Annotated in this window: 12 protein-coding genes and 1 tRNA gene; 9 read left to right on the forward strand and 4 right to left on the reverse strand. The window is 58.1% G+C overall.

Annotated features, from left to right (window positions below):
* The first annotated feature begins 151 nt into the window (after nt 1–151).
* From IMCC21224_RS09855 to tsf, 4 genes are all read left to right on the forward strand, one after another.
* Nucleotides 152–1,456 (forward strand): HupE/UreJ family protein, encoded by a 1,305-nt coding sequence (locus IMCC21224_RS09855; RefSeq protein WP_047995210.1) that lies wholly within the window; start codon nt 152–154, stop codon nt 1,454–1,456.
* Between the two features lie 178 nt (nt 1,457–1,634).
* Nucleotides 1,635–3,749, forward strand: coding sequence for a calcium-binding protein (locus IMCC21224_RS26485; RefSeq protein WP_053078945.1), 2,115 nt, complete (start codon nt 1,635–1,637; stop codon nt 3,747–3,749).
* Between the two features lie 215 nt (nt 3,750–3,964).
* Entirely contained in the window at nt 3,965–4,732 is a 768-nt protein-coding gene (rpsB, locus tag IMCC21224_RS09865; protein ID WP_047995211.1) for a 30S ribosomal protein S2, read from the forward strand.
* Nucleotides 4,733–4,856: 124 nt separating this feature from the next.
* Nucleotides 4,857–5,732, forward strand: a complete 876-nt coding sequence (gene tsf, locus IMCC21224_RS09870; protein ID WP_047995212.1) for a translation elongation factor Ts — start codon at nt 4,857–4,859, stop codon at nt 5,730–5,732.
* A 467-nt stretch (nt 5,733–6,199) separates the two neighbouring features.
* Here tsf and IMCC21224_RS09875 read toward each other — a convergent pair whose 3' ends face one another.
* A complete protein-coding gene (locus IMCC21224_RS09875) occupies nt 6,200–6,961 on the reverse strand; it encodes a LuxR family transcriptional regulator (RefSeq protein ID WP_047995213.1) in 762 nt (253 codons plus the stop codon).
* Complete coding sequence (gene aroQ, locus IMCC21224_RS09880; RefSeq protein ID WP_047995214.1) at nt 6,958–7,401, reverse strand: type II 3-dehydroquinate dehydratase; 444 nt, start codon at nt 7,399–7,401, stop codon at nt 6,958–6,960. The genes IMCC21224_RS09875 and aroQ overlap by 4 nt, the downstream gene beginning before the upstream one ends.
* Nucleotides 7,402–7,604: 203 nt before the next feature.
* On the opposite strand from aroQ, the gene IMCC21224_RS09885 reads away from it, so the two are divergent.
* From IMCC21224_RS09885 to IMCC21224_RS09905, 4 genes are all read left to right on the forward strand, one after another.
* On the forward strand, nt 7,605–8,030 hold the full coding sequence (locus IMCC21224_RS09885) for a helix-turn-helix domain-containing protein (protein WP_047995215.1): 426 nt from the start codon (nt 7,605–7,607) through the stop codon (nt 8,028–8,030).
* Nucleotides 7,996–9,125, forward strand: a protein-coding gene (locus IMCC21224_RS09895; RefSeq protein WP_156178107.1) for an IS3 family transposase whose coding sequence is annotated in 2 segments (ribosomal slippage) — nt 7,996–8,236 and nt 8,236–9,125 — 1,131 coding nt in all. Because the reading frame shifts where the segments join, the coding sequence is not laid out codon by codon here. The genes IMCC21224_RS09885 and IMCC21224_RS09895 overlap by 35 nt, the downstream gene beginning before the upstream one ends.
* Before the next feature lie 112 nt (nt 9,126–9,237).
* Entirely contained in the window at nt 9,238–9,924 is a 687-nt protein-coding gene (locus IMCC21224_RS09900; RefSeq protein WP_156178217.1) for a hypothetical protein, read from the forward strand.
* A 157-nt stretch (nt 9,925–10,081) separates the two neighbouring features.
* Complete coding sequence (locus IMCC21224_RS09905) at nt 10,082–10,417, forward strand: hypothetical protein (RefSeq protein WP_156178219.1); 336 nt, start codon at nt 10,082–10,084, stop codon at nt 10,415–10,417.
* Nucleotides 10,418–10,614: 197 nt separating this feature from the next.
* Here IMCC21224_RS09905 and IMCC21224_RS09910 read toward each other — a convergent pair.
* Nucleotides 10,615–10,691, reverse strand: a tRNA-Arg gene (locus IMCC21224_RS09910).
* A 578-nt stretch (nt 10,692–11,269) separates the two neighbouring features.
* The gene (locus IMCC21224_RS28830) at nt 11,270–11,392 is read right to left on the reverse strand and encodes a hypothetical protein (protein WP_255347988.1); all 123 of its coding nucleotides are present in this window, start codon (nt 11,390–11,392) and stop codon (nt 11,270–11,272) included.
* Between the two features lie 755 nt (nt 11,393–12,147).
* Between IMCC21224_RS28830 and IMCC21224_RS09915 the strand changes: the two genes are divergently transcribed.
* A complete protein-coding gene (locus IMCC21224_RS09915) occupies nt 12,148–13,686 on the forward strand; it encodes a trimethylamine methyltransferase family protein (protein WP_047995218.1) in 1,539 nt (512 codons plus the stop codon).
* Nucleotides 13,687–13,769: the final 83 nt, after the last annotated feature.

The following is a 13,769-nucleotide window of genomic DNA, read 5'->3' on the forward strand; positions in this document are numbered from 1 at the left end:
GGAATGCGCGGGACGTGGGGTGGATCGGGAAAGGTGGCAAGTATTTGGCCCGCGTTCCGCAAAACGACGCAAAAACCTTTCGCGTGGCTCTTGAGGGTTCCGGGAAAAGCCGCAGAGTGGCCGCGATAAAAAAACAAAGGAGTACGACCCCATGCGCATCTTTGTATTGGTGTTCACTGCCATCCTGGCCCTGACCCATGCTGCCCTGGCGCATGAGGTCCGCCCGGCCATCGGCGATCTGACGGTGACAGACGGGCAAATGCGCCTGACAATCACCCTGAACGCCGAGGCTATCGTGGCCGGCGTCAACCTTGACGGGGTCGAGGATACCAACGCGACCGCTTCCGCCGAAGAGGTGGATGCCCTGCGAGTGCTGGAACCCGACGTACTCGCCAGCCAGTTTCGGGATGGGATTGACGCCTTTGCCGCAGCGCTGAAGATGACCGCAGACGGTGTTCCGGTTGACCTTTCTGAGGTCGAAATTGTAGTGGATCCGGTGGGGAACATTGATCTGCCGCGCGACACCCGGATTACGCTTGAGGGGGCTGTAGCGCCGGGGGCTGATGCGTTGGAAATGGTCTGGCCAGCGCGGTTTGGCACACTGATCCTGCGTCAGCAGGGGGTGGACGAACCCTATACCGGCTATCTTGCCGGGGGTCAGGCCACGGGCCCCATTCATCTGGGTGGCGGCGATCTGACCACAGCTACAGGGGCGTTGCTGGGCTATATTCCGGTGGGGTTTGACCACATTGTCCCGCTCGGGCTTGATCATATCTTGTTTGTGCTGGGTCTGTTTTTCCTTTCGACCCGGCTTGGTCCGCTGTTGTGGCAGGTTTCGGCCTTTACGCTGGCGCATACCGTCACGCTGGCGCTTGGGGCGCTGGGGCTGGTGACATTGCCTGGCAACATCGTCGAGCCACTGATCGCCGCGTCGATTGTCTTTGTCGCGGTCGAGAACATCCTGACATCGGGGCTTAGCCGATGGCGACCGATGGTGGTGTTTGTCTTTGGTCTGCTGCACGGGCTTGGCTTTGCCAGTGTGCTGGGCGAATTCGGCCTGCCCGAGGCACAATTTATTCCCGCGCTTCTTGGCTTTAACATCGGGGTCGAGATCGGCCAGCTCTTTGTGATTGCGATGGCGTTCCTTCTGGTCTGGACCGCGCAGAAAGTGGACGAAGGCGACACTGATCCAAAGATCGGCCAAGTGACCTACGGTTTTTTGGCGCTGGTCTTTTTCGTGTTGGGCTTTGTGTTCGACGCACCATGGTTCAGCGCCGCAATGGGGGCGTCGGCACCGGTGTTCCTGTGGCCACTGGCGGGTCTGTCGGTCTGCTGTGGGTTGGCGGCGGTGAATGTCGACAAGCTGGATGCCTACCGCCGGTTTGTCGCAATCCCGGCGTCGGTCGGGATTGCCACGGTTGGCGCCTACTGGTTTGTCGAGCGGGTCTTTCTTTGACCGGAAACACGGCTTTTCAGCTTTAGCGATATTTGCTCCCGCCATTGATATAAAATGTAGCGCGACCCTGATTGCCGCCATATTATGCGGCACATCAGGGCGTTACGCCTGAGAGATTTTGTTTCAATTGGCCGGGGTCGCTATAGGCACAATGGCCGTGACAGAGAGTGTTTAGACGATGGCTATTTCCCTGACCGGCACCCCGTTCGACGCAATTCCCGACGGCGCAGGCCGTGTCCATTCCTACAGCTTCGACAACAAGCTGGTACTGACTTGGACCAGCCTGAGTGCAACATTTAGCGACGTGATCAGTTTCACGGCCCTGTCGCTGGGCGACGGCAGCGTGATCGTGCCCCCGACGACGATCGACACCGGGGATCTGGACGCGCAGAATGGGTATGACGACAGCATCGTGAATGTGTCTTCGGATGGCGCGGGCGGCTACGTCTTTATCGTCTCGCATTCCGTCAACGGGTTTATCGACGGAGACGGCGGCTTCTCGCCCTACACGGAAGAAAGGCTCGCCCTGTCGGTCAACGCGGGGGGCGCAGTCACCGACACCGTGGCCAACCCTCTGCCCTTTGTCCTTTGGGAAAATTCCTCGTCTGTCACGCTTGAAAACGGCAATATCGCGTTGCTGTCCCGGTCAACTGGCACACAGACCGTCAGTCTTGAGATCATGGGCCCGGACGGCGCGCGCCTGTCGAACACGGTGTTGGAGGGCACCTTTGGCACTTTCGAAAACGAAGGCATTTTCTATCAGCTGACAGCGGGCCTCGATGTAGTCGAAACCGGCGGGCAGATCCTGACACTGCACCGCGACAGCCTGACGGATGAGGTCTTTGGCCAGTTCTTTTCGCAGGCCGGAGTATCGCAGGGCGATGAATTCCAGATCTCCTCGGGCCAGCACGGGAACGAAAGCGGGGCGGCGGTGTTCCATGACGGATATCTTGAGGCCGTGACGCTGACCGATGGTCGGGTGGCGATCACCTGGGCTGATGAGGTGGACGGTGACATCAACGTCTGGGTGACGGTTCTGAACGCTGACGGTTCGGTTTCGGTGGCCGAGAGGCAGGTCAACACAGGTGATTTCGCCGCTGGAGAACAGTTTCACGCCAACGTGCATGCGCTGGCTGATGGCGGTTTTGCCGTGACCTGGAACCAGAACTTTGCCGGCGCGCAGGACCCAGGCGGGTTCGTGCAGTGTTTCGCGGCAAACGGCAGCCCTGTGGGCGACACTCTGGTCGTGGCGAACGGTACAGCCAGCGGCGTGGGCTATGGATTCATCGACCTTGATGGCAGCGGTCTACTGGTGGATTGGTACGGCAATGTCAGCGACCTGACCGGCGGCACCGTGGACGAGGTCGTGATCCCCGGACAGACACTGACAGGGGACGATACCAACGACACCCTAGCTGGCGGCGCAGGAGACGACACGATCCTGGGGAACGGCGGCAAGGACGTGCTGTCGGGTGGCGATGGCAACGATATCGTCGGCGGCGGCGCGGGCGCGGATGGCATTCAGGGCAATGACGGCAACGACAGCATTGATGGTGGCGGTGGCGACGATCTGATCGCGGGTGGCGACGGCGATGATGTGATCGACGGTGGTGCCGGCAATGACAACATCGGCGGCGGGCTGGGCAACGACACCATTGGCGGCGACGATGGCAGGGATACGATTGGTGCGGGGCAGGGCGATGACTTTGCCGATGGCGGTGCCGACGATGACGTGATGGCCGGCGGCGCGGGCAATGACAGCCTGTTCGGCGGTGCCGGAAACGATGTCATGGGCGCGAGCTATGGCAGCGACAGCCTGTCCGGGGGCATTGGCAACGACAACATGGGTGGCGGCTTTGGTCAGGACACCATCGTGGCCGGGGCCGGAGACGACTCGGTTGGCGGTGGTGAGGGTAATGACAGCATCTCGGGTGGTTCGGGCAACGATTTCCTGGCCGGTGGCGGGCGCGATGACACGATCGAGGGTGGCGTTGGCGCTGACACGATCAACGGCGGCGCCGGGAACGATCTTTTGACGGGGGGGGCTGATGCGGACTTTTTCGTGTTCAACACCCTCACCGCGGGCGAAGCTGACGTCATCACCGACTTTGAAGCAGGTATCGACTCTGTCCGGCTGAACGTTGTCAGTGGTACAAAATTCGCCGATCTGATGTTCAATGCCGCGACGATTGATGGCGCCGATGGCGTGATGCTGAGCGTCGAGGGGCAGACAATGTTTTTTGCCGATCTGACGCTGGATGACGTGGCTAAGGACGACTTTGTTCTGATTTAGGTCCTCGGAGCGCGGCAGAGCGCGCCGACGCTGCCACTGTCGACCGGCATCCCCATAGCCAGAGGGGTTGCGATGGGCGAAAAAGCCCGCTATACGCGCGTCACTTAATCCCGCAGGCGGGGTCGGGCCGTTGGGGGAGACATCCCCAAAGGTCCACCGGTTGTCACATTCGTGACCTCACCCCCGCCCAGGCGTAAACCGGAAAAGGAAAAGACATGGCTCTTCCCGAGTTCACAATGCGTCAGCTGCTCGAAGCTGGTGTTCACTTTGGTCACCAGACGCAGCGTTGGAACCCCCGCATGGGCGAGTTCATTTACGGCGCACGCAACGGCATCCACATCATGGACCTGACGCAAACCGTCCCGATGCTGGACGCTGCCCTGAACATCATTCGTGACACCGTGGCCAAAAACGGTCGCGTGCTGTTCGTCGGCACCAAGCGTCAGGCCGCACAGCCGGTCGCAGATGCCGCCGAAAAATGCGCGCAGTATTACATGAACCACCGTTGGCTGGGTGGCACGCTGACCAACTGGCAGACCGTGTCCAAGTCGATTCAGCGTCTCAAGCAGATTGACGAGCTGATGGAGCACGGTTCCGAAGGCCTGACCAAGAAAGAGCGTCTGGGCATGGAGCGTGACCAGCTCAAGCTGCAGGCGTCGCTGGGCGGCATCCGCGAAATGGGTGGCGTTCCCGATCTGCTGTTCGTCATCGACGTCAAGAAAGAGGCGCTGGCCGTCGCCGAAGCCAACAAGCTGGGTATCCCGGTTGTGGCCGTGGTCGACACCAACTGCCCGCCCGATGGCGTGGATTACATCATTCCGGGCAATGACGATGCTGCACGCGCGATTTCGCTGTATTGCGATCTGGCCAGCCGCGCCGCCCTGGACGGTATGACCGCTCAGATGGGTGCCGCTGGTGTTGACCTTGGTGCGCTCGAAGATGCGCCGGTCGAAGAAGTTCTGGAAGAGACCACTCCGGCCTGAGCTGACTGACGCTCCTGTCGCAAAAGCGACATCGGACCATGACATGAGGAACAGCCGCAGGGCTGTTCCGGGGGAGGGCGCAACGGCCCTCCCGCAACCGCAATTGACATGAGGAGATCCGGGTATGGCGATCACAGCATCCCAGGTGAAAGAGCTGCGCGAGATGACCGGCGCAGGCATGATGGACGCCAAGAAGGCGTTGACCGAAACTGACGGCAACACAGACGCCGCTGTTGACTGGTTGCGCACCAAAGGTCTGGCCAAAGCCGCCAAAAAGGCCGGCCGCACCGCCGCAGAGGGCCTTGTTGCCGTCGCAGTCGAAGGCGGGCATGGCGTTGCGGTCGAGGTGAATTCCGAGACCGATTTTGTTGGCAAGAATGCTGATTTCCAGAAAATGGTCGCAGGTATTTCTGCTGCCGCTCTCAAGGTTGATGGCCTTGAAGCGCTTATGGCGGCGGATCTGGGCGGCAAGACCGTTCAGGACGAGATCACCGCAAAAATTGCGACCATCGGTGAAAATATGTCGGTGCGCCGGATGGCAAGCCTGGATGGTGATACGGTTGTGTCCTACGTCCACAACGCCGTGACCGACGGCATGGGCAAGATCGGCGTTCTGGTCGCTCTCAAGGGCGAAAACGAGGCGTTTGGCCGTCAGGTCGCAATGCACATCGCTGCCGCCAACCCGGCATCTCTGTCCGAAGCCGATCTTGACGCCGCTGTGGTCGAGAAAGAGCGTCAGATCCAGATCGAAATCGCACGTGAATCGGGCAAACCCGACGCCGTGATCGAAAAGATGATTGTCGGTCGGATGAAGAAATTCATGTCCGAAGTCACGCTGCTGGGTCAGGCCTTTGTGGTCAATCCCGATCTGACCGTCGCCGCCGCCGCCAAAGAAGCAGGCGTCGAAGTGACTGGCTATGTTCGTCTGGAAGTGGGCGAAGGCATCGAGAAAGTCGTCGAAGATTTCGCCGCCGAAGTAGCCAAGGCCGCACAAGGCTAAGTGTGTATCGCGTTCGGACTGCCAAATCAGGGCGGTCCGGCTGATATCATGCATGGGGCAGGGGTGCCATCACCCCGACTTGCCAATCTGCATCGCGATCCTGAATAAAAACGGAGCCGTCCTTAACAGGACGGCTCCGTCTGCCTTAGTCCGCACCCCCGAGACATTGGGGATGAGTAGGGATGCGGTTAGGGTGGCCGACGCCCGAACCAATATACGCCAAAGCGCCGACCCCGACATATGTCGGCGAACCTGCAGAGCCCTGAAAATAACAGCGAATGCAGATCCTACGTTCCAAGGCTAACGCCACCACTCACGGAACATCACTAAATTGACAAGATTCGTGACGCAACGGAAGTCAGGAATCCCTGACCTTTGCCCAAGTCCCCGGTATATACGCCTTTTTCACGCAACATTCACGGTTCAGAGCCAGCGCAAAATCACAAAGTTGCAGCGCTTAAATCGGTTCACGCCTCAAGCACGAACATTTGATTCTGAAACGCGGCCTTCATCACCGCCTGTGCCGTAGTATCGACATTCATCGCTTCTCGGGCCAATCGCAAATGTTTTTCAATCGTACCCTGAGTGAGGCCCATGATCTGCGCGATGTCCTGCGTGGTTTTGCCATCGCCAACCCACTCCAGCGCCTCGCGCTGGCGTCGTGTCAGCGATTGGTTGGGTGGCATATAGGGCAGGGTGAGGATCTTGAGATGTACGAGATTGTTCATCAGCACAATGTCGTTGCCATGCTGGTCCCAGGTTGCATCGACATCCGCCTGATCCGTGCCCGCCCGGGCAGTTAACGCAATGGCCCCTTTAGCGCGGCTCGAGATTGATTTGAAACTGACGGAATAGCCCGCGGTCACGTGCTGGCGCAGATTGAACTCCACCACCCGGCGCGCCGCAGGGCTTAAACGGCCCTGATCCATCAGCTGCGCCAGTACACGCCAACTGCATGCACCTTCGTTTTCAAGCGCCCAAGTGACCATCGGTGCCTGCGCATAAAGCCCTTCGCCGATGAACGTGTCCATATAACTTTGCGAATGGTTCGTAAGCAGCACAAAATCGTTCGGATCGCCCAGCGACGTCAGCGTCAGAAATCGCGTAAATCCGTAAAGCAGCCGGTCAAAGCCATAGTCTGCCATGCGCTCACAATGCATCGCCCAAAGAATTTCGATTGTCGGCGCGTTGGTCAGATCGGTCAGATAGGTCCGGAGTTCCGGCGTCATCCCACCGCCTCCAGGTGGCCCAAAAGTGCGTCCATGGCGAGGACGTAGCCACGCGGCCCAAACCCGCAGATCTGGCCCACAGCGACGGGCGCGACATAAGATGTGTGGCGATAGCTTTCGCGGGCGTGAATGTTGGACAGATGCAATTCCACCACCGGCAGTTCGATCGACCGGATTGCGTCCATGATCGCAATCGAGGTGTGGGTATAAGCGCCTGCATTCAGGATCACACCATCCTTGGCGCCGCGCGCTGCATGCAACGTGTCGATCATCACACCTTCATGGTTGCTCTGGGCAAAATCCACCGAGACGCCAATCACGTCGGCATGTGACCGGCACATCGTCTCGATGTCGGCCAGCGTTGTATGTCCGTAGACTTCTGGCTGACGGGTGCCCAGCAAGTTAAGGTTCGGACCGTTCAGGATAAGAAAAGAGCGCATTAGGTGACCTTTGAGTTTATTGACTTAGACAATGCCGCTGCGGCGCTGTCCAGCGTATCCAAGTTAATTCAGGTATGGGTCAAGTGCCGGTTAGTCGATGATTTTACATAATACTGATTATGCGACTTACAATTACCGTGAGGGCACATTCCATTTTGGATTGCATCACTGGATATATTTCTGATGCAGATCAGGAGGATGTGATGAGACGACCCTACCGAAAATTGAACCTGGATGAACGCAGAATTTTAGCAACGATGCTTCAGGCGAAGGCTACGAAGACGAAGATCGCTGAGGTGCTTGGCCGCGACCGCTCTACGATCTATCGTGAGATCAAGCGCAACCGGTGGCACGACGAGGAAGTTCCGCAGGCTGATGGCTATTGGCATGTGACGGCACAAACGCTCGCCGATGGTCGCCATCTGAAGCGCCGTAAGCTGGAACAGCACGAGGATTTACGCAACGAAGTGATCGGCAAATTGATAACCGGCTGGTCGCCCGAACAAATTGCGGGTCGGCTTAGGATTGAACTGGACTTGTCGCGATTTAGTTCCGGTCTCTTTCGAGCGATATTCGCAATGAAGGAGACACAAATTGGCACCAAGATACAGCGACGAGTTCAGACGTGATGCGGTTCGCATTGCAACAAGCAGTGGACTGACGCGACCTCAGATTGCGTCTGATTTAGGGGTTGGTGTTTCGACACTGAACAAGTGGGTTCAACACCATCAGAATGATGACCTGATGTCCGGCCCGCATGAGGATGTGGAGAAGGAGAACGCCCGCCTTCGCAAAGAGAACCGGCTACTCCGCGAGGAGAGGGAAGTGTTAAAGAAGGCGACGATCTTCTTCGCAGGCCAAAAGGCGTGAGGTTTGCCTTTATCGACACCTGGAAGAAGATCTGGCCCATTGAGTTTCTATGCCGCGTTTTGCGGGTAACTTCCCGTGGGTTTCGCGCCTGGAAGATCCGCCCTATCAGCCGAAGCCAGCGAGATGACATGGTGCTGTTGGCCCATATCAGAGAACAACACCGCCTTAGCCTGCAAAGCTACGGCCGACCTCGCATGACGGAGGAACTGCGCGATCTCGGTCTTGTTGTCGGGCACCGCCGGGTAGGCCGGTTGATGCGTGAGAACGCGATCAAGGTTATTCGAACCCGTAAACATAAAGTCACGACTAACAGCAATCACGCCTTCAATGTCGCCCCCAACTTTCTTGATCAGGACTTCTCTGCTGATGGCCCAAACCAAAAATGGGCAGGGGACATTTCCTACATCTGGACGAGCGAGGGATGGCTGTATTTGGCAGTGATCATCGATCTTTACTCCCGCCGGGTCATTGGCTGGGCGGTCAGTAACCGGATGAAGCGGGACCTGGCCATCAAGGCATTAGACATGGCAGTAGGGCTGCGAAAGCCACCCAAAGGCTGTATCCATCATACGGATCGTGGCTCTCAATACTGTTCAGGTGACTATCAGAAAAGTCTGAAGCAGCATGGATTTCTGGTCTCAATGAGCGGCAAGGGAAATTGTTATGACAATTCCATGGTCGAGACCTTCTTCAAATCTCTGAAAGCCGAACTGATCTGGCGTCAGAAATGGGCGACCCGCAGACAAGCAGAAGGAGCAATATTCCAATACATCAATGGGTTCTACAACCCGCGAAGACGGCATTCATCCCTTGGCGGGAAAAGTCCCTTGGCTTTCGAGAGACGGGCTGCCTAACATGAGCTGAGAGACCGGAACTTTTGCGTGGCAAGTCCAACCACTGTTTGCTGCAACAACCTTCTGTCGGCTGCTGGGGCAAGCTCTCCTCCAAGAAGATCAATCCGATGACGTGCGTATCGGCGGCATGTTTCACACCGCCGGGTTCGGTATCGCGCGCCATGGCGAGGCAGCCATCCGCGAAGCCCTCAATCGGATTGCCGCGGCGGCCACTGGCCACCTTGACGAGCCCAACAAGGCCTTCGGTCCCATGTATCCGGCTCTCAATAAGAGTTACGCCGAGGAATCCGGGTTCGCACCGTTCCGCCGCCTGCTACGGGAGTGTATCCTCAATCACTGGCCCATCGCCCCCGGCCAAATTTTTCTTAGTGAGGTTTTAGCCGAACGCCGCCTGCATTCAATTGTCACTGCGGCAAAGGAGTTTGACCTCGATGCGCAGGTTATCGAACACTTTTTGATCGAGGTCGGCGCGATCCCCAAACTGGATGATCGTCCCCGAAGCCGACGCATGTTCGATGCAAAAGCCCATGCTGAACTATTGGCCGAGATTCCCACCCTTGTTGGACCCATTGCCATGCGCCGAGCGATGGGCGCGACGAGACATGAACTCATGGCGCTGGAGGAGGAAAACCTCCTGCCCCCGCGCACCCGCGTTGCCAAAGTCAAAAATCCATGGAGGATCTCTGATGGGGAGACCCTTGTTGCCGGTCTTCTCAAAGGGGCTATCGCTGTCGCAGAGGACGACACGGATTGGGAGACTGCTCCTCACCCGCAAGCGGATAGAGGTGAGCTTGTCTGACCAGTTCGACGCGATCCGAGATGGCCGGCTAAGGGTCGGTCGACGGACGGGGATTGTAGGCTTTCACGGCATCGTCGCCCCCAAGAGCGACATCGAGGCTCTTATCCGTTTTCTCCAAAAGGCTGCAAGTTCTGTGGAGAATGCGCTGCCAGGAATAATGAGCGCTGCGGAATTTGGCCGGTCCGTCGGGTTGCGCGACAATGGTTGCTTCATTGCGCTGGTCGAGGCAGGTCATACCTCTGCTGTGCAATGCTCGAACCCCAGGACGGGACGCGCCCAATACCGCCTCGGCGACGGGGATATCTCATCGTTCCACCAACGCTTCGTTACTCTGCCAACATTGTCAGAGGAAACCGGATATCACCGCAACACGCTGAAAAAGCTTCTCGAGGCGTCCCAGGTCGCGCGGTTTACTCCTGACGGACAGGATTACGGTCCAATTTACCTCAGGGAAGAGGCGACCAGAGCGCTCGGACAACGGGGCAAAAGGTGATCCATCCCGTGGCGCTTGTGGTCGTCCATATTTCACAGATATCGGCTGGATTGGCTCACAGGTGCGTGGGAATTCATTTCGATACAGCCGCTTAAGAGAGTTTTCCGCCAGATTTCAAGATAGCCCTTGACAAGGGTGCGCACGAAAAACTGCTGTTTTACGCACTCTTATGCCCCATTGACAATCAGCTTAGATTTTGGCGGCCCCGGAAGGAATCGAACCCTCAACCTCGGACTTAGAAGGTCCTTGCTCTATCCAGTTGAGCTACGGAGCCGCTGAAAGCAGTCTGTAAAACAGTCCGCGATATTTTACTACTTGCTAAACGCCTTTGTTTCAAAACGAAATTTAGGCTTGATCAACCGAGTAGCAGTTAAGGCAGCGTACTTTCCCGAATTACGTGGGCCGCCTTTATAGGCTTCCGTGCGGGTCAAGACTGGTCTCAACTTGAAGAGCGGTTCCATGCGCGTTGTTGTACCACTCTGTCCGCGGACGATTCATCCACTCTGTCCGCGGACGATTCATACTGTGAATCCATACGGTTAGACTTACCGCAGAGCAAGCCCGTTTTCGTGCGACGAATTGGGCCTCCGACAAGGGCGGGATTGCCCTGGTCAAGCCGAGACCGGCAATCAGACGCGGTTATGTAAATACTCCTCAGCTCAGCAGAAAGGTCCTGTCGAAAATACCAATTGCAGCTCCAGACGGACGCTGCCCCGTAACAGCGCCAGCCGACCGAAAGCGACCTCACCCTAACTGCGACAGGCCCTAAAACACACCTCGAAAACGCCATGTGTGGCAGACACCTACCGAGGAGTCCCGCGCAAAGATGATGCAGGAAATGCGATGAGGCCTCTACTCTGAGTAACATATGAGTCGCGGTTCAGCCAGCTCACAGAAGATCACGCCAAGCGCCCCAACAAATTCGGTCGTGCCGTCGCGCAGCATCAGCGTTTTTATCACCAGAGCATCAGACATCCGGGTCCCCTCCTCCGTCGACAATATTGTACGGCCAGCGCCATCACGTTCGTGTGGCTGGCGTTTGGCACCTCACCAACAAGCAGCCATTCCGGCACCTTCGGGACCAGTCACAAAGACATACTGCCCGCTCTGCCCGAGAGACGTACGATCTGCGCTCGCGCGGAGTGTATATTATCGACGGTCGGAACCGCCTCAGTGCAACCAACAGCGGCCGACTTTCGTGTGCAGTGATTTCGGCCAACTCCAGGATCGAATTACGCATAATCTGGCGTATGGCATCCTGAAACTTGATTTAATCGCTGTGCCAGTCATCCAAAGTCGCCCGGACGTTGCAACATTCAGTTCCCGAGCGTCTAGCATGAACATTTCAAAATGTAGCGCCGTCTGAGATATCGACTTGGGGCCGCAGGAGTTCAGCCGCGACACTTTCCCGAACCGGCCAGACCGTCAGCGAATTTTCAACCCCGATTGACAGGTCATGCATTTGCCCCGCGCAGATAACACGCCGACAACAAAGAGCCGCAGGAAATGATCTAAAAGCGACCACAGGTCGGAAACAGCACAGATTACAAATCCCAAGACCTCAGTATCGGTGTATTGGCAGGAGAGGCGCCATGATATTGGAACGGTCCATTCTAGCGCGAACCCAACGCACCATCGGTGCCCGTCGCGGGCGCGCGGCACGCGGTCGTCCGGCCTGCTAGGCAGACCTGGACTCGTCACGCATCTTTAGCATCAAGACTGTGGATATCATGAATCATCCTCTTTCCCGCCGATCCGGCGGTCGCTCTGCCCGGTATTCGGCGCGGACATCCCCCTTGGCTGCGCATCTGCGCCCGGTGCGTCCGGGGCTGACGGGCGGTCAGTACAGCCCGCTCACCGACGCCGGGATGCAACGTATTCACCGCGCCATTCTGCAAGCACTGGAAGAAGTCGGACTCGCCAATGCTCCGCCCAGCGGGATCGCCGCCATGTCAGCCGTGGGCGCCGTGCTTGGTGGTGATGGCCGCCTGAGGTTTCCGGCGGCTCTGATCGAAGACACCATCGCGCGCGCAAACCGGTCGATCACGCTCTATGGTCGCGCCCCGATGCATGACATGGACCTGTGTGGTACTCAGGTGCATTACGGCACGGCTGGCGCCGCCGTTCATATGGTCGATGTCGAAACCGAGGATTACCGCGACAGCACCGTGCAGGATCTGCACGACGCGGCGCGTATTGCCGACACGTTGGACAACATCCATTTTGTCCAACGCCCGATGGTGGCGCGCGACATCATCGACAATCGTGAAATGGATCTGAACACGCTCTATGCCTGCTGCTCGGGCACGACCAAACATGTCGGCACCTCTTTTACCGAGGCCGCTTTTGTCCCGCCCGCCTTTGAGTTGCTGCACCTGATGGCCGGCGGCGAGGCCAAGTGGCGCGAGCGGCCGTTTGTGTCGAATTCAAACTGCTTTGTCGTGCCGCCGATGAAATTCGCCACCGAATCCTGCGAGGTGATGGAGGCGTGCATTCGTGGCGGCATGCCGATTCTGCTGTTGTCGGCCGGTCAGGCCGGCGCCACAGCTCCCGCCTCGATCGCTGGGGCGATTGTGCAGGCGGTCGCCGAATGTCTGGCTGGATTGGTCTATGTCAACGCCATTGCACCCGGACATCCAACGATCTTTGGCACCTGGCCGTTCGTCTCTGACCTGCGCACCGGGGCGATGTCAGGCGGGTCCGGCGAACAGGCGTTGCTGACGGCGGGCTGTGCGCAGATGCACCGGTTCTACGACCTTCCCGGAGGTGCCGCGGCCGGCATTGCCGACAGCAAGCTGCCCGACATGCAGACCGGATGGGAGCAGATGTGCTCGAACGTGATGGCCGGGCTATCGGGATTGAACATGGTCTACGAGGCGGCGGGCATGCACGGATCACTCATGGGGTTCTGTCACGAGTCGCTGATCCTGGGCGATGATTTGATCGGTCAGGCGTTGCGCTGTGTGCGCGGGATCGAAGTGACCGAGGATTCCGTCAGTGTCGACGTCATCCGCGACGCCTGCATCGACGGTCCGGGTCACTATCTGGGCTCTGGGCAAACCCTGTCGCTGATGCAGACCGACTATATCTACCCCACGCTAGGCAATCGGTCGTCGCCCAAAGAGTGGATCGAGAAAGGTAAACCCAACCTCGTCGCCGCTGCAACTGCCCGCAAGCTCGACATCCTGTCACGACCCTCTGCGGCACGGTTTGATCCTGCGACGGATGCGGAAATTCGGCGAAGGTTCGCAATTCATCTGCCGACCTGACTGCATCACCCCAAGCCAGCGCCGGTCGGTTGCAATCTTTCCGCCCACTGGCGCTGGCTGCGGTTCGCGGATAGGGCAATTCC

The sequence above is a fragment of the Puniceibacterium sp. IMCC21224 genome (assembly GCF_001038505.1).
GTDB lineage: Bacteria > Pseudomonadota > Alphaproteobacteria > Rhodobacterales > Rhodobacteraceae > Puniceibacterium.

Bases quoted from the DNA above. Each gene is read 5' to 3' on its own strand.
- IMCC21224_RS09855 (WP_047995210.1), top strand. From the start codon at position 152: ATGCGCATCTTTGTATTGGTGTTCACTGCCATCCTGGCCCTGACCCAT.
- IMCC21224_RS26485 (WP_053078945.1), top strand. From the start codon at position 1,635: ATGGCTATTTCCCTGACCGGCACCCCGTTCGACGCAATTCCCGACGGC.
- rpsB (WP_047995211.1), top strand. From the start codon at position 3,965: ATGGCTCTTCCCGAGTTCACAATGCGTCAGCTGCTCGAAGCTGGTGTT.
- tsf (WP_047995212.1), top strand. From the start codon at position 4,857: ATGGCGATCACAGCATCCCAGGTGAAAGAGCTGCGCGAGATGACCGGC.
- IMCC21224_RS09875 (WP_047995213.1), bottom strand. From the start codon at position 6,961: ATGACGCCGGAACTCCGGACCTATCTGACCGATCTGACCAACGCGCCG.
- aroQ (WP_047995214.1), bottom strand. From the start codon at position 7,401: ATGCGCTCTTTTCTTATCCTGAACGGTCCGAACCTTAACTTGCTGGGC.
- IMCC21224_RS09885 (WP_047995215.1), top strand. From the start codon at position 7,605: ATGAGACGACCCTACCGAAAATTGAACCTGGATGAACGCAGAATTTTA.
- IMCC21224_RS09905 (WP_156178219.1), top strand. From the start codon at position 10,082: ATGAGCGCTGCGGAATTTGGCCGGTCCGTCGGGTTGCGCGACAATGGT.
- IMCC21224_RS28830 (WP_255347988.1), bottom strand. From the start codon at position 11,392: ATGTCTGATGCTCTGGTGATAAAAACGCTGATGCTGCGCGACGGCACG.
- IMCC21224_RS09915 (WP_047995218.1), top strand. From the start codon at position 12,148: ATGAATCATCCTCTTTCCCGCCGATCCGGCGGTCGCTCTGCCCGGTAT.